This window comes from Clostridium sp. BSD9I1, assembly GCF_900185645.1.
GTDB lineage: Bacteria > Bacillota > Clostridia > Clostridiales > Clostridiaceae > Clostridium_AK.
Window position 1 is genome coordinate 33,098 of the sequence record NZ_FYAM01000025.1, and the last position, 20,882, is coordinate 53,979.

Consider the following 20,882-nt stretch of genomic DNA (forward strand, 5'->3'; position numbering starts at 1 on the left):
TTTTAATTCATGAATTGATATAAATGTATAATTATGGTAGTATATATATGGAGTATGCTCCTGTAGCACAGTTGGTAGTGCAACTGATTCGTAATCAGTAGGTCGCAGGTTCGATTCCTGTCGGGAGCACCAAGTTATTGAAATTTAAGGGAGATTTTTATCAATAAAGCAATTATTAAATTTAACTTAATATATAAACTTATCACCATAAAAGCCGGGTTTTGTATTATAATATAGTCATAGCTTGTACTAACTTATATAAAAAAATGGAGGCCGGTTATGGTTAAAGAGTTAAAGCGTATTAATTTATTTTTTATTATTTTAATGGCATTTAGCATGGTTATGTATTTCCCTGTTAATAAGGTTAAGGCAGGAGATAATAATACAGTAATTATAAGTGATACTCAAGGAGATAATGAGAATGCGGTAATTACTAATGATGTTAAAGAGCCTAACACTACTGAGGAGATTCTAGAAAATCCAGGGCAAGAAAATTCTATATTAAAAGATGCAACAATAGAAATAGATAAGCAAAGGATTTTTGAAAAGGATAGGGCAGTACTTATTATAAAATCTGCTTATGAGAAAGAAGTTCAATATAAGGTCGTATTGCAGTCAATAGATAAAAATGAGTGGAAAGATATTACGATTAATTATTCAGAAGGCATTAAAACTAAGGATAGTTATGTTAAGGTAATGCCTCAACTTTTATCAGGTAAATATAAGGTATATGTCTTTGCTAAACTTTTAGATTCAGAAGGAACTAAATCCATGCAAATTGGAGCTGCAGAAGTTAAATATGAAGATTTAAAAGTACTAGATGTAACATCTGAGCAAGATATATTACCACAATTAAAGGCTAACTTAAGCTCAAGCAGTGTATACGAAGGAGATAAAATAACATTAAGATTAACTTCTAACCTTAATGATTATGTTCAATATAAGGCTTTTATATATTCAAATAGTAGTAAAAAGTGGTCTGAAGTAACTTCAGCATACTCAACTGCATATTTAGGAACTCAAGAATCAAAAATAGAAATAAGTAATCTTGCTTTAGGAGATTATAAAGTACAGATTAGGGTAAAAAAAGCTAATATACCAGGAAAGTATAAAGATTCATTAGGAGATTATGATTCATTACAGAGTTATGATGTTAAAGTTGTAAAGAGGCCGGCACCACCTAAGCCAGCATATCCAGAAGCACCTAAAATTGAGTCAGTTTATGTAGGCAATGCTAGTGAGGTTGAACGAATTAATGTAAGACAAAGTGCAAGCACTTCTTCTAAAATATTAGGATATATTTATGGTAGTACTCAGGTGTTAAATATATTGGGAACAAGCGGAGACTTCTATTATGTACAAACAAGAGACTATGAAACTTCAAACATTATAAAGGGCTATATAAGAAAAGATTACGTTAAGAAGACAACTCCTGTGAATTCATATAGTATAGTAGTAGATATAAGTGATCAGAAGGTATATATATATAAATCGGGGCAGCTTTATAAAACCTTTATATGTTCAACAGGGGGATATTATACACCTACTCCTACAGGAAAGTATTTAGTAGGGGGAAGAGGGCCATCCTTTGGTCAAGAAAAGGGATATATATGTTATAATTTTATAAGAATAAATTATGATTATTTGTTCCATAGTGTACTTCATAACTTAGATGGTTCTATTATGACATCTGAATATGAAAAGCTTGGAACAAGAGCATCTCATGGATGCATAAGATTACCTGATGCATATATTAAGTGGATGTATGATAATATTCCACGTAATGCTTTAGTAGTAATACAAGATTAAAATGATATAACCAAAAAAGGGGAGCAAGATTTGCTCTCCTTTTTTGAGTACCTAAAACATTTTCACGGTTTCATATATATTTACATAACTGTTTAATGAAAAATTCTTATAAATTAATTCTAAATTTGTAAGCATAGTGAAAATCCTGTGTTTGCATTACGAAAACATGTGTTTCCAATGATTGAACAGAATTATTCTAGCATTTAAAGGTATATATGTCAATAAAAAATTCATAATTAAGCTTAAGTTGCCTATACTAAATAAAATAAAGCAGTTGTATGTTTATTTTATATATGATAGCATTATTGTATAATTAACATATCATTATAGTATTGATGAGGTGAAATTATGACAAGTAAGTTTTTAATGATACATACTAGTGTATTACCCAATGTATTTGAAAAGGTTTTAGAAGTAAAAGAGTTAATGAAATCAGGAAAGGTAAAAGAGATAACTGAAGCAGTAAAAATTATTGGTATAAGTAGAAGTACCTATTATAAATATAAAGATTATGTGTTTGCTGTCTCAGAAAATCTAAATACTAGAAAAGTTATAATAGCTTTAACCTTAGATCATGAACCGGGAACACTTTCAAAGATATTAGATAAGGTTGCTTTTTATAAGGGAAACATATTAACCATAAATCAGGAAATCCCAATTAATAATTCAGCAAATGTAAATATTACATTTGATATGTCAAGTTTAAATGTAGAATTAAATGAATTTTTAGATGAGATTAGAGACATGAATCATGTAATAAAGCTTGAATTGGTGGCTATGGATTAATAATTCTTAGCAAAGTGGTAAAAGAGATGTTGCAAGTTATGCTTCATCTCTTTTTTTTATATATAGCATTAAATAGTTAAAAAATGCTACAAGTGCACTTATAACTGCTAAGTATAGAATGTATCTTCCATATAAGATATTAAAGCTTAAAACTAGTATGGCTAAATAAAAAATAAGTGTAGACATTTTTCCAAAGATATTAGAAGGAATGATAAAGTTCTTATTATAAAGAAGAACTCCTGCGATAATCATAGCTGCTTCTTTAATGGTTATAACTATCAAAATTACACTAGGTATTAAATTTTTTAATGTAAGGCAAGCTAATACTGTTATTAGCATTAATTTATCAGCTAAGGGGTCTAATACTGTTCCCCACTTAGTTATCAAATTGTGTTTTCGAGCAATGTATCCATCTAATATATCAGTAAAACCTGCTATAAAAAAAATATATATAGAATATGCAAAACTATTAGTTATATTTGAAAAAAATATAAGAATAAATATTGGAATAAGGAACATTCTAAAAAGCGTAAGTAAATTAGGAATATTCATTCAAATCGCTCCTATATAATTAATGTAATCCTTAATAAATGGTTATATTAATATTATAACAATGTATACAATAATTGATAATGAATTTATATAAAATATTAAACAATTTTTGAAATATATAAAAAGTTAATTATAGATATTTTTGACGAATTTTAAGACAAATACACCTTCAAATATTCGTATATGTATTGACGGATGATTTTAAATTTGCTACCATGATACGGGAGGGGATAGTATGAAAAATAAGTATGATATAATAGTAATAGGTGCTGGCCCTGCAGGTATATTTACAGCTTTAGAGATTACTAAATTGAGGCCAGAGATAAATGTTCTTATAATAGATAAAGGAAGAAATATAGAAAAGAGAGCATGTCCCGCTAGAACCACAGGTAAATGTGTGAATTGTAATCCTTGTGGAATAACATTTGGATGGTCTGGTGCAGGGGCTTTTTCTGATGGAAAGCTTTCTTTAAGCCCTGAAGTTGGTGGAAGAATACTAGAATATTTTAGTGAAGAAGAGTGTAAGGACTTAATTAAATATTGTGATGATATATATCTAAAATTTGGAGCAAACGAAACAGTTTATGGATTAAATAATGAGAAAGTAGATAAAATAAAATATGAGGCAAGTAAGCATAATATAAGACTTGTGGAATGCCCAGTAAGGCACTTGGGTACAGAGCTTGCTTATGATGTTTTAAGAGCCATGTATTATCACTTAATTAACAATACAAATACAGATTTTAGTGAGTTAACAGAAGTTGAAGAGTTGTTAATGGAAGATAAAAAAATCAAAGGAATTACTATTAAGAATAAAGAAGGATTAAAAACCGTATATGCAGATTATGTTATAGCAGCGCCAGGAAGAGGTGGGGCTGAATGGCTTAATAAGCAGGCTAAGACTCACAATATAAAAACTAAAAATAATGCAGTTGATATAGGAGTCAGAGTTGAAGTGCCTAATTCCATTATGGATCACTTAACAAAGGACCTTTATGAGGCAAAGCTTGTTTATTATTCTGATGAATTTGAAAATAAGGTAAGAACTTTTTGTATGAATCCAGGAGGAGTAGTATCCGAGGAACATTATGACGAAAATATAGCTGTGGTAAATGGACATAGTTATTCAGAAAAGGAGCTTAGAACAGAAAATACTAATTTTGCATTATTAGTATCCACTACATTTACAGAGCCCTTTAATCAACCAATAGATTATGGAAAATATATTGCAAAGTTAGGAAACATGTTAACTGGTGGAGGAATCATGGTTCAAAGACTTGGAGATTTATTAAATGGAAGAAGAACAGATGCTTCAAGGCTTAGCAAATCAACCACAATCCCTACATTAAAGTCAGCTGTACCAGGAGATTTAAGTTTTGTATTACCTCAAAGACATCTCACATCTATAGTTCAAGCTTTAAAGGCTTTTGACAAAATAGCACCAGGGCTATATAGCAAAAATACTTTGTTATATGGAGTAGAAGTAAAGTTTTATTCAAGTAAATTTGAAACCAATAATCATTTTGAAACTGCTGTAGAAAACTTTTATACAATAGGCGACGGAGCTGGAATTACTAGAGGACTTATGCAAGCATCAGTTACAGGAGTAGTAGTGGCTAGAGATATATATAAAAAACTTTAGATGATTTTTATTAAAGATTAGGAGGAATTTGTATGTCAGCATATATAGTATTAGGAGCTCAATGGGGAGATGAAGGAAAGGGTAAAATGACAGATTACCTTGCAGAAAATGCAGATGTGGTTGTTAGATATCAAGGTGGTAATAACGCTGGTCACACAGTAGAAGTTGGAGAAAAACAATATAAGCTTCACTTAATTCCATCAGGCATACTTTATGGAAATAAGTTAAATATAATAGGTAATGGTGTAGTATTAGATCCAAAGGCGTTGTTTGAAGAAATGGAATACTTAAAAGAACTTGGAGTGGAAATCACACCTAAGAATCTTTTAATAAGTGATAGAGCGCAGCTTATAATGCCATACCATAGAGTGTTAGACGGCATAAAGGAAAGGTATAGAGGAAGTAAGGATATCGGAACTACAGGAAAAGGAATAGGTCCTTGTTATACAGATAAGATGGAAAGAAGCGGTATAAGGGTATGTGATTTAATGCATACTGAAGTTTTTAAAGAAAAGCTTTCAGAAAATGTAAAAGATAAAAATGATATTATAACTAAGATATATGGAGAAGAAGGCCTTGATTTTGACACTATATTTAATGAATATATAAACTACGCTGAAAAAATGAGGGAATATGTTACAGAGACTTCTGTAGTAGTATATGATAATATCAAGGCTAAAAAGGAAGTATTATTTGAAGGAGCTCAGGGTACACTACTAGATATAGATTATGGTACGTATCCTTACGTAACATCTTCTAATACCATTGCAGGTGGAGTATGTACAGGAGCAGGTATTGGTCCAACTATGATAACTAATGCAGTGGGTATAGCAAAAGCTTATACAACTAGAGTTGGTAAAGGACCATTCCCTACAGAGCTTTCTGATCAAACAGGTGAATGGATAAGAGAAAAGGGCCATGAATATGGAGTAACTACTGGAAGAGCAAGAAGATGTGGATGGCTAGATTTGGTTATATTAAAAACTGCAGCTAGAGTTTCAGGTCTTACAAGTTTTGCTGTAACTAAAATAGATACTTTAGCAGGCCTAGACACTTTAAAGGTATGTGTAGGATATAATTTCAATGGTAAGGTAATAGATTATGTGCCTGCAAGCTTAGAAGATTTAGCAAAATGTGAACCAGTATATGAAGAATTTAAGGGTTGGGACGAAAGTATTGAAAATGCTAGAAGTTACGAAGAACTACCAGAAAACGCAAAGATATACTTAAAGAAAATAGAGGAATTTACAGGAACTAGAATATCTATAGTATCTGTAGGTCCTAAGAGAGATCAAACTATGAATGTAAATGAACTTTAAAATTTAATAAATATTTTTATGTATGTACTTGAAACTTCGATATTAGTTGTATATAATTAACTAAAGTAGACTATTATTATATACTTTAATAAATAAATAAAGCGAGGTAGATAATATGAATATTACTAAAGATATGACTATAGGTGAAGTTATAAAAAACAAACCAGAAGCTGCTGAAGTATTAGCAGGCTTTGGAATGGGATGTGTATTTTGCCCATCAGCTCAAGCTGAAACAGTAGAGCAGGCTGCTATGGTTCATGGTTTAGATTTAAACCAATTAATGGAAGCTTTAAATAAATAATAAAAATACTCCTAGCTTTTAGCTAGGAGTATTTTTATTATTTATTTAAAGCTTAATCTTATATTAGTAAGATATGGGTATAGGTATTTTTGTGATATAATTATTGTAAAATAAGGTTAATTAATGGGAGGATAACAATGGGGAAGCTTGTAACAGATAAAGAGTATGAAATACACTTTTATGAAGTTGATTATAAGGGAAGAGCTTTGTTTACTAGCTTGATGAATTACTTTGGAGATATATCAAGTAAGCAATCTGAAGATAGAAATATGGGAATTGATTATTTGAAAAAAGTTAATATGGCCTGGGTACTTTATAAGTGGAATGTGAAGATACATAGATACCCAACTTATAGAGAAAAGGTTATTGCAAGAACAGTTCCTTATTCATTTAGAAAGTTTTATGCATATAGAAAGTTTTACATACTAGATATTGAAGGAAATGTGATAGTAGAAGCTGATTCGCTGTGGTTTTTAATAGACATTGAAACTAGAAAGCCTGTTAGGGTACAAGAAGAAATGTATACTGGTTACTGTTTAAGTAAGGATGATAATGAAATTATTGATATACCAAGGATTACAGCACCTAATGAAAGTGACTTTTGTAAAACCTTTGATGTTAGGTATAGCGATATAGATACCAATGGACATGTTAATAATTCTAAGTATATCTCATGGATATTGGAAGCTGTTCCATTAAACATAGTTACACAATATAGTTTAAGTAATTTAATTATAACTTATGAAAAAGAAACAACCTATGGAGAAGTTATAGATTCATGTGTTGAAGTACGTGAGGTAGATGGAAAGGCAGTATGTAAGCATAAAATTGTTGATAAAGAAGGAAATGAATTAACGGTGGCAGAGACTACTTGGACAAGATAGCAAAGGTTGTACTAGAAACTTTTAAGTAACAGGAATAAGTATTAGGAATTGGGAAATGTGAAAATTTCACTTAAGTGAAATTTACTAAAAGCCTAGACCTAATACCTTAATCCTGAAAGATTAAAAATGCTTAATATCTTTTAAAGTGACATTCCTACCGTATAGCCACTACTCCAAGCCCATTGCAAATTAAACCCACCACAATCACCATTTACATCTAATATTTCTCCTGTAAAGAATAAATTTTTTATCTTATTAGATTCTAGAGTAATAGAACTAACTTCAGTAGTATCTATTCCGCCGCAAGTCACTTGAGAGTTTGCAAAAGAATTTGTGTCATATACATTAAATTTCCATGACTTAACAAGGTTTAATATGTTTTCTCGTTCTTTCCATGAAAGGTCAAAGCAAGGTTTATGTATATCGGTAATCTGTGCTTCTTTTAAAAGTATAGGTATCAATTTTTTATTTAATATTCCTATCAAAGACTCTGAAATACTTCTATATCCAAATACGCCAAAGTGGTTATCAAGAAACTCTTTCATACTTTCATAGTCCATATGAGGGAACATATCTACTTTTAAGATTATTTGTTGTTTGTTATATAAATCTCTGGAAATTAAACTGCTAATTTGTAGTATAGGGGGGCCTGATATTCCATAGTCAGTAAAAAGAAGTTCTCCATACTCTTTACGTATAAGAACGCTATTTGAAAAGGCTTCTACTGAGCCCTGGAATTTTATTCCCGATATAGCTTTTAGCCTAGGATAATCAAGCTTTAATTGCACCAATCCAGGAACCGGCGATATTATAGTATGGCCTAATGCCTTTGCTAAAGCATATCCACTGCCATCAGATCCAGTATTTGGAGCGGATGAACCACCACAACTAAGTACAAGTTTGTCGCAAGTATAAGGCTCAGATTCCTTTGTAAAAATTTTAAAAATATTTTTTTCATATTTCACTTTATTTATTTTTGTATCTAAATGTATAGGTATATTTCGCTCTTCTAAAGCAAATCGTAATATATCTAATACAGATGAAGCTTGCAAGGATAAAGGAAACATTTTTCCTTCTTCTAGCTCTACTAGTGGTAAACCAATGGATTTAAAAAAGTTTAACGTATCGTTAACTGTAAAATTATTTAGTACATCCTTTGGAAAGTTATTATTTAAACTGTGAAAATTTTCTATATTTGAATATTTATTTGTTATATTGCATCTACCATTTCCTGTGGTGAGTATTTTCTTGGCTATACGATTGCTTCCTTCTAAAATAGCTACTTGCAGTCCACGGTCTTTAGAGGTGATAGCAGTCATAATACCTGAAGCACCAGCACCAACTACTATAATATCATAATGCATGATAGTTTTCTCCTTTTAAAGTTTATTTACCAATATAGTAAATCATAAATTTTACTTTATCAATTATATATTTTAAAAAATAGTAAAAAATAATTAATACAGCAATGATTTTTCAACATATAATAGTTCTAAATAATGAAAATAGAGGAGGATTTTTTTATGGATGGTCAAAACCTTTTAGAATATAAAAATTGGGTAGTAGTAGGAGATGTATTAAATAGTGAAAAATATGCTCATAGAATATTAAATAGCTTAAAAGAGCATGATTTTAACGCTGTAGGAGTGCATCCTAATAGTAAAGATGAAAGTGTGTACAGATCATTAAAAGACGTTCCTTACGGCATCGATGTTATAGATTTATGTATAAATCCTATACAAGGTGAGAAAATGCTTATAGAAGCTAAGGAATTGGGCATAGATAAGGTTTTAATTCAACCAGGGGCACAAAGTGAAGAAATATTGAGTTTTTGTAGAGAAAACGGTATTATAGCTATAGAGGGATGTGCATTAGTAGAACTTTCCTACTACAATAGAAAGAGGTAGATGCTTTAATGCTTACAATTTATGCGGTATCAGATTCTATAGCAGAAACTGCTGAACAGGTAGCAAGGGCTACGGCAATGCAGTTTAATGAAAATATAAAAGTAAAAAGAATAACTTATGTAAAAACCTTTGAGGCAGTAGATGATCTTATAGACAGTATAGATGATCCTGAAAATAGCATGATAATAAATACTATAGTTTTAGTTGACGTAAGAGAATTTTTAGTTGAAAGGTGCATAGAAAAGGGAATACGTATTGTAAATATATTAGGACCTTGTATTAGTACTGCTTCTAGAATTTTAAACAAACTTCCTGATTATAAGCCAGGGGCAGTTAGAGATATGGATGCTAAGTATTTCAAGAAAATTGAGGCCATGGAATTTGCCATGCAATATGATGATAGTAAAGACAATAGTGGTATAAAACATGCAGATGTAGTGTTAGTAGGCCTATCAAGAACATCAAAGACACCACTATGTATGTATTTAGCTAATAAGGGTATAAAAGCATTAAATGTTCCTTTAATGCCTGAAGTTCCAATGCCACAGGAATTACTTGAAATAGATAGTAAAAGGATAGTAGGACTTACTATAGAACCTATGAGATTGATAGAAATAAGGAAACATAGGATGGATAAGTTTTCAAGGCTTTCATCGGAAATACAATACGCAAATGCAGAAAGAGTACTTCAAGAATTAGAATTTGCAGATAAAGTAATGAGAAGATTAAGATGTAAAGTTATAGATGTAACAAAAAGAGCTATAGAAGATACAGCACTTTTAATAATGGAGTCTATAGGTTATATTGGAACAAAAGATCATTAATTTGTTTTAAAAAGTATAATTTTATAGAAATACTGATTTGTAGAAATATAGTAAAATCAGTACTTTAACGGGGAAAAAAATAAAAAATAAAAAAAAAAAATAAAAAAAGTTTTAAAAAGCTGTTGACACTTAGAAGACTTTCAGGTATTATATTCTATGTCGGGTGGCTGACACAACAAAGCAAAGCACCCGACAAATAAGGCCCCTTGGTCAAGCGGTTAAGACACCACCCTTTCACGGTGGTAACACGAGTTCGAGTCTCGTAGGGGTCACCATTAATGTGGGAGCATAGCTCAGCTGGGAGAGCATCTGCCTTACAAGCAGAGGGTCACAGGTTCGATCCCTGTTGTTCCCACCACATTATGGCCCAGTGGCTCAGTTGGTTAGAGTGCCGGCCTGTCACGCCGGAGGTCGAGGGTTCGAGTCCCTTCTGGGTCGCCATAATTATGCTGGCATGGCTCAACGGTAGAGCAGCTGACTTGTAATCAGCAGGTTGTAGGTTCGATTCCTATTGCCAGCTCCATTAATTTAATAAAATAAGGCCCCTTGGTCAAGCGGTTAAGACACCACCCTTTCACGGTGGTAACACGAGTTCGAGTCTCGTAGGGGTCACCATTATAATGTGGGAGCATAGCTCAGCTGGGAGAGCATCTGCCTTACAAGCAGAGGGTCACAGGTTCGATCCCTGTTGTTCCCACCATTTTTTTATTGGAGCTTAAAATAAGGTATACATCTAAGATGTATACCTTATTTTTTACTTTCTTCTTGCTACATTTTTTCTTACTCTTATATCATCGCCATAAAATTTATATAGATTAAAGTTTCCAAGTAGTCTAGATGATATTCTTTCTGAGTATGTCTTTAAAATCAATTCTAGAGTAAAGTTTGTAGAAATAATCATTTTCTTTCCTTTAAGCAGTTTTCTATTTAATAAGTTGAATAATTCTCCCTTAGAAAACTCAGTCATAGGCTCAGTGCCTAAGTCATCTATTATTAATAAGTCACAATTTAAAAGTAAATCTTCTAATTCATCATTATCTCTATAGCGTATCTCTTTTAAGTTTTCAATTAAATCAACTGCTGTTCTGTATATAACTAAATATCCGTTGTCAAAAAGCTCTTTTGCAACACAGTTAGCTAAAAAACTTTTTCCAGTTCCAGAATCCCCGTAAAATAACAAGTTTTCATTTGTATTAGGAAAGTTATTTATGAAGTTCCAACAATCATTTGCTATTTTCTCCATGTTTTTTCTAGGGCTTTCAGGCTCATTGGATCCTGCATTAGTAGAAAAGTATTCGAAGCTAAAGTTATCGAAGTTATTAGTTTTGAGGAGAACATTTAATTCAGAGTTTTGATATAATATTTTTACTAAATTATATTTATAGCAGCCACACTGCACATTGCCTATACGCCCAGTATCTTTACACTTGGCACATCTATAATGCAATTCTAAGTAATCTACAGAATAACCTCTAGAAACTAGTAGCTCTGACTTTCTTATTCTTAATTCTGTTATTTTCTCCTTTTGACTATTTATATAGGAGTTTATATCTTCTCTACCTCTTAATATATTTAAGGAAAGCTCTAAGGAAAGCTTTCCTACTTCTTTTTCTAACCTTATAACTTCGGGAAGTTTTTTTTCTATTTCTTCTCTTCTTTTTAAAAGGGCCTGTTCCTCTTGTGTCCTTATATTTTCATAAAGCTTAAGAACTTTTTCATGATAAACTTTAAGCATTATTTATCCCATCCTAACAATTTCTTTTCTAGCTCATCAAAATTATAATTTCTTTGATCATAACTATTGAAACTATCCATTTTAACTTTATAAGAGCCATTCTTTTTAATAGTCTTTTTATTATCCTTCTTGTCTATATCTTCTATAGTTTTGATACCTTCCCTTTGCCAACTATTTAAAATTCCATCTATATATTTAAAGTCAGCTTTATTTATTCGTTGAAAGCATATATCACAAGCCCTATGTATTATATCCATGCTAAAGCCATAGGTGTATAACCACTTAGTTAACATTTCTTCTTGAGGTTTCATTATTTCCCCATCTTTTATACCTAAGTAAGTTAGGATCTTCCTTATATTAATCCATTTATTTTCATGCTTTTTTATAAATCCTTGTGCATCTTCAATGGATTTAATATTAGCATCATACCAAGCAATGGCAATGGTTTCTATATATCGGCAGTCAGTTTTGCCCTTAGAAACACAATATTGAATTAGGAGAAGTATTATCTCAGGTAAAAATGCATAGTCTTTAATCCAACCTATATACATAGTCATTTCCTTACTAGAGAGAGGTCTTCCTAAAAGCTTTTCAATATCTTGAAGCATATCTTTAGTAGAGTTTTTATTTAATTCCTCAAGTAAGTTTATGTTATTTTCATTTTCAGATGATATAGAAGTTGTAATATCTAAAAATTCTATAGTATAGTTACCCATATTATCTACAGGTATCATCTTTATAAGTCCTTCATCATTCCAATAACTCCAAGCATTAAGTACATCTGTTTCAAGTAAGTGTAGGCTACTTGCCATTATGCTGGAATTTACTCCAAGTTCTCCAGATACACAATATTTTAGCCCAAGAAGATATACTTTTACAAACTCTCCACGGGCTTTCGGCATGTACTTATCTATAAATATATTGCTTACAGGAGTATACTCAGAATGCTTATTTTTAAATACAAATGTACTCATTTATAAGCCCCCTAAAAATTCCTAATTATTTTACTTCAACTAATTATAACAAAGTATATTTATTATCTCAATAACAAATACTTGATAACTTAGCTAAAAAATAGGACATACTTATATCATATAAATAATAATAAAATTATAAGAAATGCATATAATAAGTAAGGATTGGTTAAAAATAGATTAATATAACATGTGATTAAGAATAGAAAGGAAAATAAATGATGAAAAAGAAGTTAATAATTGGGGTGCTTTCAGTAAGTATAACTTTTACTTCTACAGCTTATGTTATAAGTGCTGAAAGAATAGCAAAAGAGGCAAAGTATACGTCTAGCAGCACTGTGAAAAAATCCAATATTGATATGGTTGAAGTTATATCTGTAAAATCAGATGGTAAGGAAGTTGCATTAGTTAAAGATAAATCTGAGATTAAAAAGTTGATTGATATGGTAAAGAAAGAGGCTATAAAGCAAAGTGATGTAAAAGAGGTAGAAGAAGTAAGATTAAATAGCAAAATTACATATGTACCAAAGGTAGTTAATAGCTCAGAAATAAATGACTTAGCACACTATGTTTCAAATATAGCTGTAGGTCATGATAATAATTGGCCAATAAAGTTTCAGGTAAAGGGTTATAAAGAAGGAGACAAATGGATACCAGTTTCAAGAGGAACTATTTCATCCAGCTTTGGAGAAAGATGGGGAAGGATGCATAAGGGAATAGATATAGCCGCACCTACAGGAACTCCCATATATGCAGTAAGAAAGGGCAGAGTTATATTTTCGGGATGGCAGGATGGATATGGAAAGGTAATTAAAATAGATATAGGAGAAGACACTGTTATAATATATGGCCATTGTAGTGTTCTAAATGTTAATAAATATGATTTAGTAGATACAGGGGATAAAATTGGAGAAGTAGGAAGTACGGGAAATAGTACTGGACCACATCTTCATTTTGAAGTAAGAAAAGGTGATGTTCCTCAAAATCCAGAACCATATTTAAAAAAATATTAAAACGACATTATTTTAATGATTTACCACTTTACAAATTTATCATGCTAAAGTATAATAAATTTATAAATTTTAAAAGTATAGGGGGATTAACTATGAAAAAGAAATTTTTATTAGGAGTAGCAGCTTTAATTTTAAGCTTTAGCATGATAGGATGTTCATCACAGGGAAGTAACAGCAAGGAAGATAAGTCTTTGGAATCAATAAAGCAAAAGGGTGAATTCGTAGTAGGACTTGATGACACCTTTGCACCTATGGGATTTAGAGATGAAAAAGGTGAAATCGTAGGAATGGATATAGATTTGGCAAAAGAAGTAGCAAAGAGAATGGGAGTTAAAGCAGTATTTAAACCAGTTGAGTGGGATGGAATAATAATGAGCTTAAACAATGGTGATATAGATCTTATATGGAATGGGCTAAGTATTACTGAAAAGAGAAAAGAGCAGATAAATTATTCAAATTCATATTTAGTTGATAGACAAGCTATAATGGTAAAGAAAGATTCAAGTGTAAAGACTAAGGAAGATTTAAAAGATAAAGTAGTAGCATTACAAATGGGAAGTACTAGTGAGGATGCAGTACAAAAGGAACCTGAATTATTAAAGTCATTTAAGGAGTTAAAGAAATATGGAAACTATGCTGAGGCTCTTATGGATTTACAAATAGGAAGAGTTGAAGCAGTAGTTATTGATGAAATAGTTGGAAGATACTATATGACTAAAAAGCCAGGAGTATATACTGTATTAGATGATTCCCTTGAAGAACAACCAATGGGAGTAGGATTTAGAAAAGCTGACGGTAGCTTTAAGGATGAAGTAAATAAAATTCTCGATGAAATGAAAGCTGATGGCACAGCTAAAAAGATATCTGAAAAGTGGTTTGGAAAGGATCTTATTAAAAAATAGAGGTGAAATAAATGGATAATCTTCAATCATCAGTACTATTTATATTAAAGGGAAGTATAGTAACAATTAAACTATTTTCTGTTATATTTTTATTTTCTATACCAGTTGCAGTAATATTATCTCTTATGAAGGTTTCTAATAATAAAATATTAAAAGGAATAATTGGAGTATATACATGGGTGTTTAGAGGAACACCCCTTTTACTTCAATTGTTTTTTGTATACTTTGGTCTTCCGGTTACAGGGGTAAAATTATCTCGTTTTGCAGCAGCATCAATTGCTTTTATATTAAATTATTCAGCATATTTTACAGAAATATTTAGAGCTGGAATTGAGTCTATAGATAAAGGACAATATGAAGCTGCGAAGGCTTTAGGGATGAGTTATTCACAAATCATGAGAAGAGTTATAATACCTCAAGCAGTAAGAAGAGTAATACCTGCTACTTGTAATGAGGGCATAAGCTTAGTAAAGGATACAGCATTAGTAGCAACCATAGGTATGGAAGAGCTATTACGAGCAGCTAAGCAAATTCTTTCAAGGGATTTTACCATTACGCCTTTTTTTATAGCTGGATTTATATACTTAATATTAACTTCTATAGTGGTGATATTTTTCAAAAATGTGGAAAAAAAATACGCTGCTTTTGAGTAAATTTTCAAATTTTTTATTGACTTTATTTTTTTTTAGATATATACTTTGACTATCAAAATATTTGAATATCAAATAGTAGGGAGGGGAGCTTATGAATATTCCTCCTTTGCAAATTGGAGATCTAACCTTAAAAGTTCCTATTATACAAGGGGGCATGGGAATAGGAGTTTCCTTGTCAACTCTTGCAGCAGCAGTAGCGAATGAAGGAGCTTTAGGAGTGATTTCTGGGGTGCAGATAGGATTTAGAGAAGAAGACTTTAAATCTAATAGCAAAGAGGCTAATATTAGAGCTTTAAGAAAAGAAATAAGAAGAGCAAAAGAACTAAGTCCAAAGGGAGTTATAGGGCTAAACCTAATGGTAGCTATGAATAATTACGAGGACATGGTAAAAACAGCAGTAGAAGAGAAGATAGATATTATAATATCAGGAGCAGGATTACCAACTGTTTTACCAAAGCTTGTAAAGGGAAGTACTACTAAAATAGCACCTATAGTTTCATCAGCTAAGGCGACTAGAGTTATATTAAAGTTATGGGAAGAAAAGCATAATTATATCCCAGATTTAATAGTAGTAGAAGGTCCTAAGGCAGGAGGACATCTTGGTTTTAAGAGAGACGAACTAGAAGTTATCGAAAAATATGATTTAAGGAATATATTAAAAGAGGTACTTGATACTGTAAGTGAATATGAAGCTAAGCATAATTGTAAGATACCTGTTGTAGCAGCAGGTGGAGTATACTCAGGGAAAGATATAGCAGAGCTTTTAAGTATTGGCGCTTCTGGAGTACAAATGGGTACTAGATTTATAGGAACTTATGAATGTGATGCTGATGAAAAGTATAAAAGAGCATTTATAGAAAGCAAAAAAGAAGATATAGAAATAATTCAAAGTCCAGTTGGAATGCCAGGAAGAGCTATAAAGAATTCATTTATAAAGAGTGTAAACGAACAAAGACCTAAAATAGATAGATGTTATAATTGTTTGAGAAAATGTGACCCTAAAACTACCATATATTGCATTTCTAATGCATTAATGGAGGCAGTTAAGGGAAACATTGAAAATGGGTTAATATTTACTGGAAGTAATGGGTATAAAATAACTAAATTAGTTACAGTAAAAGAGCTTATAAATGATCTTATTAAGGAAGTGATGGAGTATGAGCAAGTCAATTAGCATACTAAATGAGTTACTGGTGGAATTGTTCAATGATATCCTCACTATAGAACAAAATGCATTACAGGCTGGAGCGTTTAAAGATTTATCTGTGACTGAAATACATACTATAGATGCCATAGGCATGTATAGTAAAAGAACTATGTCTGAAGTTGCACAAGAGTTAAGAATTACTGTAGGAACCTTAACAACTGCAATTAATCATCTAGTAAGAAAGGGTTATGTAGAAAGAAAAAGGTCAGAGGAAGACAGAAGAAATGTATATATAAGCCTTACTAAAAGAGGAAAGCTTGCCTATAGAATTCATCAAAAGTTTCATTCAGATATGATTAAAAATACCATATTAGGACTTAATGGCGAAGAGGAAAGAGTTCTTATGGATTCTCTTGAAAAATTAAATGGTTTCTTTAAAAGTCATTATGACATAAAAAATTAAGAGAAGGAGACATAATTAAATGAATGAGGTAGAAATTATAGCAACAGGTAGCTATGTTCCAGATAGAATAGTTACTAATAAAGAGCTTTCTGAATTTGTAGATACAAATGATGAGTGGATAAGAAGTAGAACAGGTATATCAGAAAGAAGAGTTTCACTTAACGAAAATACATCAGATATTGCAGCAAAGGCAGCAATTAATGCCTTAAAAAGTTCTAACTTATCTGCTGAAGATATCGATCTTATAATAGTTGCTACAGTTACACCAGATTGTTACACTCCTTCTACTGCATGCATTGTCCAAGAAAAAATTGGAGCAAGTAAAGCCACTTGTTTTGATATTTCAGCAGCTTGCTCAGGATTTATATTTGGATTAAATATTGCATCTCAGTTTATAAAGACAGGTGCTGCAAAAAATGCATTAGTAATAGGAGCAGAGACATTATCAAAGATTTTAAACTGGAATGATAGAAATACCTGTGTATTATTTGGTGATGGAGCTGGTGCAGCCATTATAACAAAAAGTGAAAAACAAGGTATAGTAAGTTTCCATACTGGATCAGATGGAACAGGTGGAAAATTTTTAAGTTGTACTGCGGCACCTTTAAAGGTAAACAATGAAGAATTTAATAAGAAGCTTAAAGGTTCCTGTGAAAATTCCATTTATGAGGAATTGTTTTTATCTATGGAAGGTAAAGAAGTTTTTAAATTTGCAGTAAGAGCTATGAATGAAACAATTAAAGAATTATTAAAATCAAATAATTTAACTATTGATGATATAAATTATGTGATTCCACATCAAGCTAATTTAAGAATAATAGAGCATGTTGGAAAGAAGCTAAATATAGATAAAAATAAGTTTTATATAAATTTACACAAGTATGGAAATACGTCTGGAGCAAGTATTGCAATAGCACTAGATGAAGCTAATAAGAGTAATCTTTTTAAGAAAGAAGATAAATTAATATTAGTAGGATTTGGTGCAGGACTTACTTGGGGCGGAACCTTAATAAAATGGGCTATATAAATTGAGATATTTAATTTTGAGGAGGGTACAAAAATGGTTTTTGAAAAAATAAAAAATATTATTGTAGAACAATTAAATATAGAAGAAGAAGGTCTAACTTTAGAAACTAGTTTTGAGGAATTAGGAGTGGATTCATTAGATCTTTTCCAAATAGTTATAGAAATTGAAGAAGAATTTAATCTTCAAATAGAAGATGCAGAATCAATAAAAACTATAGGCGATGCAGTTAAATTTGTAGAAAGTAATATAGAAGAATAAAATGAGGCCTTTTAGTATTAAATTTTTGGAGGTCAATGATGAAAAGTAATAAATTTTGTGAAATGATAGGTATTGAATATCCAATTATCCAAGGAGCTATGGCATGGATAGCAGATAGTAGTTTAGCTGCTGCTGTATCTAATGCAGGGGGACTTGGAATTATTGCTACTGGCAATATGCCTGTAGAACTTGTAAGAGAAGAAATAAGAAAAGCCAAAGAGCTTACAGATAAGCCGTTTGGAGTTAATATAATGCTTTTAAGTCAAAATGCTGAGGAAGTTGCAAGGATAGTTTGTGAAGAAAAGATAAAAGTGGTAACCACAGGTGCAGGGAGTCCAGGAAAGTATATGGAGATGTGGAAGAGCCATGATATAAAAGTTATCCCAGTAGTAGCTTCAGTAGCACTTGCAAAGAGAATGGAGAAAGCAGGTGCAGATGCAATTATAGCAGAAGGATGCGAATCAGGAGGCCATGTAGGAGAACTTACAACTATGGCATTAGTGCCTCAGGTAGTAGATGCTGTAAGTGTTCCTGTAATTGCAGCAGGAGGAATTGGAGATAAAAGAGGAGTAGCAGCAGCCTTTATGCTTGGAGCAGTAGCAATACAAGTAGGAACAAGGTTTTTAGTAGCTAAGGAATGTAATATACATGAAAATTATAAGCAAAAAGTTTTAACTGCTAAAGATATAGAAACTGTAGTTACAGGAAGAAGTACAGGTCATCCTGTAAGAGTACTTAGAAATAAGCTTACAAGAAAGTTTCAAATCTTGGAAAAGGAAAATGCTCCTTCAGAAGAATTGGATAAATTGGGAAAAGGGGCATTAGTAAAGGCCGTTAAAGAAGGAGATTTGGATAATGGGTCCTTTATGTCAGGTCAAATTGCTGGCTTGATAAATAAAGAAGAAACCTGTAAAGAAATAATAGAAGAAATGTTTGATTTAGTAAACTTATTAGAAAAAATTAATAAAGATATTAGATAGATAAAGAGGAGATAAGTATGAGTAATTCAAGTAAAGTAGCTTTCATTTTTCCAGGACAGGGTGCTCAATATGTAGGGATGGGCAAGGAATTATATGAAAATCATCCTAAGTGTAGAGAAGTATTTCAAGAGGCAAGTTATGCTTTGGGTTTTGACATGGCAAAGCTATGTTTTGAGGGCCCTGAGGAAAAATTAAACAGTACAGAATTTACTCAACCAGCTATTTTAACTGTAAGTATCGCAGCATTAAAGCTACTAGAAGAAGAAGGAATAACACCTGATGTAGTAGCAGGATTAAGCCTTGGTGAATATTCTGCACTAGTTACAGCAGGTGCAATTAAGTTTAAAGATGCAGTAGCTTTAGTAAAGAAAAGAGGAAGGTTTATGCAAGAGGCTGTTCCTAATGGAATAGGTGGAATGGCTGCAGTGCTAAAACTTGATGAAAAGCAAATTTATGAAGTATGTGAAATAGCTAAAGAAAAGGGTATAGTGGAACCAGCTAACTTTAACTGTCCAGGGCAAATAGTTATTGCCGGGGAAATGGAAGCTTTAAGTTATGCTTGCGAAATAGCTAAGGAAAAGGGAGCACTAAAAACTGTAATGCTTCCTGTAAGTGGCCCTTTTCATAGCTCTATGCTTAAAGATGCGGCAGATAAGCTTTATGAGGAACTACAAAACTTAGAGATCTCAAAGCCTAATATACCTGTTATAACAAATGTTACAGGGGAATACATGAATGAAGATAGTATCAGGGATACATTAAGACTTCAAGTTATGACTTCTGTAAAATGGGAACATAGCATAAGAAAAATGATAGAAGAAGGTGTAGAGTCCTTTATAGAAATTGGGCCTGGAAAAACCTTAAGTTCTTTTGTAAAGAAGATAGATAGAAAATTAAAAACTATTAATTATGGAGCATAATCAATTGCTCCATTATAAGTTAGAGAAGGAGTTGTTAGTTTGGATAGAGCACTGGAAGGAAAGGTGGCTATAGTTACTGGAGGAAGCAGAGGCATAGGAAAGGCAATATGCTTTAAACTTGCGAGCCTAGGAGCTAATATAGTAATTAACTATAGAAGTAGTAATAATTTAGAAGAACTAGTTGAAGAGATTAAAGGCATGAATGTAGAATGTATTGCTATTAAAGGAGATATAAGTGATTTTACCGAATCAGAAGTTATAATAAAGGAAACAATAAATAAGTTTGGAAGAATAGACATTCTTGTAAATAACGCAGGTATAACTTTAGATGGATTGGTCATGAGAATGAAAGAAGAAGACTTTGATAAAGTTATAAATGTAAACCTAAAGGGTGCATTTAATTGTATTAGACATGTATCTTCTGTAATGGTTAAACAAAGATATGGTAAAATAATAAATATGTCTTCTGTAGTAGGAATTACAGGTAATGCAGGCCAAGCAAACTATGCTGCTGCAAAGGCAGGAATAATAGGTCTTACTAAAAGTGTAGCTAGAGAACTAGCATCAAGAGGGATAAATGTTAATGCAATAGCACCTGGCTTTATAGAAACCGATATGACAAGTAGTTTATCAGATAAAGTTAAGGAAGAATCAGTAAAGAGTATACCACTTAAGAGATTTGGAAAAGCAGAAGATGTAGCAGAATTAGTGGCATTCTTAGCTTCTGATAGTGCCTCATATATAACAGGTCAGGTTATAAATGTAGATGGAGGAATGGTGATATAA

At 31.6% G+C, this 20,882-nt stretch carries 22 protein-coding genes and 7 tRNA genes; 25 read left to right on the top strand and 4 right to left on the bottom strand.

The genetic code is table 11. The features are described from left to right. Positions 1-56 precede the first annotated feature (56 nt). From BSD9I1_RS15680 to BSD9I1_RS15690, 3 genes are all read left to right on the top strand, one after another. Positions 57-132: transfer RNA gene (locus BSD9I1_RS15680), tRNA-Thr, on the top strand. Between the two features lie 147 nt (positions 133-279). After that, positions 280-1,809 (top strand): L,D-transpeptidase family protein, encoded by a 1,530-nt coding sequence (locus tag BSD9I1_RS15685; RefSeq protein WP_186431140.1) that lies wholly within the window; start codon positions 280-282, stop codon positions 1,807-1,809. 348 nt (positions 1,810-2,157) lie between these two features. After that, positions 2,158-2,595 (top strand): ACT domain-containing protein, encoded by a 438-nt coding sequence (locus BSD9I1_RS15690; protein WP_035310129.1) that lies wholly within the window; start codon positions 2,158-2,160, stop codon positions 2,593-2,595. Between the two features lie 36 nt (positions 2,596-2,631). Here BSD9I1_RS15690 and pgsA read toward each other — a convergent pair whose 3' ends face one another. After that, positions 2,632-3,147, bottom strand: coding sequence for a CDP-diacylglycerol--glycerol-3-phosphate 3-phosphatidyltransferase (gene pgsA / locus BSD9I1_RS15695; protein ID WP_186431141.1), 516 nt, complete (start codon positions 3,145-3,147; stop codon positions 2,632-2,634). Positions 3,148-3,382: 235 nt separating this feature from the next. On the opposite strand from pgsA, the gene BSD9I1_RS15700 reads away from it, so the two are divergent. From BSD9I1_RS15700 to BSD9I1_RS15715, 4 genes are all read left to right on the top strand, one after another. Beyond that, positions 3,383-4,789: an NAD(P)/FAD-dependent oxidoreductase gene (locus BSD9I1_RS15700; protein WP_186431142.1), complete on the top strand. Its 1,407-nt coding sequence runs from the start codon at positions 3,383-3,385 to the stop codon at positions 4,787-4,789. A 32-nt stretch (positions 4,790-4,821) separates the two neighbouring features. Then, positions 4,822-6,108, top strand: coding sequence for an adenylosuccinate synthase (locus BSD9I1_RS15705; RefSeq protein ID WP_186431143.1), 1,287 nt, complete (start codon positions 4,822-4,824; stop codon positions 6,106-6,108). A gap of 115 nt (positions 6,109-6,223) precedes the next feature. Next, on the top strand, positions 6,224-6,409 hold the full coding sequence (locus tag BSD9I1_RS15710) for a DUF1858 domain-containing protein (protein WP_035310136.1): 186 nt from the start codon (positions 6,224-6,226) through the stop codon (positions 6,407-6,409). Positions 6,410-6,546: 137 nt separating this feature from the next. Then, positions 6,547-7,293 carry an acyl-[acyl-carrier-protein] thioesterase gene (locus BSD9I1_RS15715; RefSeq protein WP_186431144.1) on the top strand — a complete coding sequence of 249 codons (747 nt, stop codon included), beginning with the start codon at positions 6,547-6,549 and terminating at the stop codon, positions 7,291-7,293. Positions 7,294-7,433: 140 nt separating this feature from the next. Here the strand turns inward: BSD9I1_RS15715 and BSD9I1_RS15720 are convergent, their stop codons facing one another. Further along, a complete protein-coding gene (locus tag BSD9I1_RS15720) occupies positions 7,434-8,657 on the bottom strand; it encodes an NAD(P)/FAD-dependent oxidoreductase (protein ID WP_186431145.1) in 1,224 nt (407 codons plus the stop codon). A gap of 159 nt (positions 8,658-8,816) precedes the next feature. On the opposite strand from BSD9I1_RS15720, the gene BSD9I1_RS15725 reads away from it, so the two are divergent. The 8 genes from BSD9I1_RS15725 (at position 8,817) to BSD9I1_RS15760 (ending at position 10,724) form a co-directional block, all read left to right on the top strand. After that, positions 8,817-9,200: a CoA-binding protein gene (locus tag BSD9I1_RS15725; protein ID WP_035311714.1), complete on the top strand. Its 384-nt coding sequence runs from the start codon at positions 8,817-8,819 to the stop codon at positions 9,198-9,200. A gap of 8 nt (positions 9,201-9,208) precedes the next feature. Beyond that, positions 9,209-10,024, top strand: coding sequence for a pyruvate, water dikinase regulatory protein (locus BSD9I1_RS15730; protein WP_186431146.1), 816 nt, complete (start codon positions 9,209-9,211; stop codon positions 10,022-10,024). A 200-nt stretch (positions 10,025-10,224) separates the two neighbouring features. Beyond that, positions 10,225-10,299 (top strand) — tRNA-Glu (locus tag BSD9I1_RS15735). 7 nt (positions 10,300-10,306) lie between these two features. Then, positions 10,307-10,382: transfer RNA gene (locus BSD9I1_RS15740), tRNA-Val, on the top strand. A 6-nt stretch (positions 10,383-10,388) separates the two neighbouring features. Continuing rightward, positions 10,389-10,465 (top strand) — tRNA-Asp (locus BSD9I1_RS15745). A 7-nt stretch (positions 10,466-10,472) separates the two neighbouring features. Beyond that, positions 10,473-10,547, top strand: a tRNA-Thr gene (locus BSD9I1_RS15750). Positions 10,548-10,564: 17 nt separating this feature from the next. After that, positions 10,565-10,639: transfer RNA gene (locus BSD9I1_RS15755), tRNA-Glu, on the top strand. A 9-nt stretch (positions 10,640-10,648) separates the two neighbouring features. Then, positions 10,649-10,724: transfer RNA gene (locus tag BSD9I1_RS15760), tRNA-Val, on the top strand. Between the two features lie 54 nt (positions 10,725-10,778). Here the strand turns inward: BSD9I1_RS15760 and BSD9I1_RS15765 are convergent. Together BSD9I1_RS15765 and BSD9I1_RS15770 are read right to left on the bottom strand one after the other, a co-directional pair. After that, a complete protein-coding gene (locus tag BSD9I1_RS15765; protein WP_035306653.1) occupies positions 10,779-11,759 on the bottom strand; it encodes an ATP-binding protein in 981 nt (326 codons plus the stop codon). After that, positions 11,759-12,733, bottom strand: a complete 975-nt coding sequence (locus BSD9I1_RS15770; RefSeq protein ID WP_035306656.1) for a DnaD domain protein — start codon at positions 12,731-12,733, stop codon at positions 11,759-11,761. Before BSD9I1_RS15770 ends, BSD9I1_RS15765 begins: the two co-directional genes overlap by 1 nt. A gap of 221 nt (positions 12,734-12,954) precedes the next feature. Between BSD9I1_RS15770 and BSD9I1_RS15775 the strand changes: the two genes are divergently transcribed. From BSD9I1_RS15775 to fabG, 10 genes are all read left to right on the top strand, one after another. Continuing rightward, positions 12,955-13,746, top strand: a complete 792-nt coding sequence (locus BSD9I1_RS15775) for a M23 family metallopeptidase (RefSeq protein WP_207653915.1) — start codon at positions 12,955-12,957, stop codon at positions 13,744-13,746. A 92-nt stretch (positions 13,747-13,838) separates the two neighbouring features. Then, positions 13,839-14,648 (top strand): amino acid ABC transporter substrate-binding protein, encoded by an 810-nt coding sequence (locus BSD9I1_RS15780; RefSeq protein WP_186431148.1) that lies wholly within the window; start codon positions 13,839-13,841, stop codon positions 14,646-14,648. An 11-nt stretch (positions 14,649-14,659) separates the two neighbouring features. Further along, positions 14,660-15,301, top strand: coding sequence for an amino acid ABC transporter permease (locus BSD9I1_RS15785; protein ID WP_035306662.1), 642 nt, complete (start codon positions 14,660-14,662; stop codon positions 15,299-15,301). Positions 15,302-15,392: 91 nt separating this feature from the next. Further along, complete coding sequence (locus BSD9I1_RS15790) at positions 15,393-16,475, top strand: nitronate monooxygenase family protein (RefSeq protein WP_186431149.1); 1,083 nt, start codon at positions 15,393-15,395, stop codon at positions 16,473-16,475. After that, positions 16,459-16,911 (top strand): MarR family winged helix-turn-helix transcriptional regulator, encoded by a 453-nt coding sequence (locus tag BSD9I1_RS15795; RefSeq protein ID WP_186431150.1) that lies wholly within the window; start codon positions 16,459-16,461, stop codon positions 16,909-16,911. Before BSD9I1_RS15790 ends, BSD9I1_RS15795 begins: the two co-directional genes overlap by 17 nt. 19 nt (positions 16,912-16,930) lie before the next feature. Next, entirely contained in the window at positions 16,931-17,938 is a 1,008-nt protein-coding gene (locus BSD9I1_RS15800; protein ID WP_035306671.1) for a beta-ketoacyl-ACP synthase III, read from the top strand. A 33-nt stretch (positions 17,939-17,971) separates the two neighbouring features. Then, positions 17,972-18,196 (top strand): acyl carrier protein, encoded by a 225-nt coding sequence (locus BSD9I1_RS15805; protein WP_186431151.1) that lies wholly within the window; start codon positions 17,972-17,974, stop codon positions 18,194-18,196. Between the two features lie 38 nt (positions 18,197-18,234). After that, a complete protein-coding gene (gene fabK / locus BSD9I1_RS15810; protein ID WP_186431152.1) occupies positions 18,235-19,176 on the top strand; it encodes an enoyl-[acyl-carrier-protein] reductase FabK in 942 nt (313 codons plus the stop codon). A 17-nt stretch (positions 19,177-19,193) separates the two neighbouring features. Beyond that, positions 19,194-20,096, top strand: a complete 903-nt coding sequence (gene fabD / locus BSD9I1_RS15815) for an ACP S-malonyltransferase (RefSeq protein WP_186431153.1) — start codon at positions 19,194-19,196, stop codon at positions 20,094-20,096. 39 nt (positions 20,097-20,135) lie between these two features. Further along, a complete protein-coding gene (gene fabG, locus BSD9I1_RS15820; RefSeq protein ID WP_186431154.1) occupies positions 20,136-20,882 on the top strand; it encodes a 3-oxoacyl-[acyl-carrier-protein] reductase in 747 nt (248 codons plus the stop codon).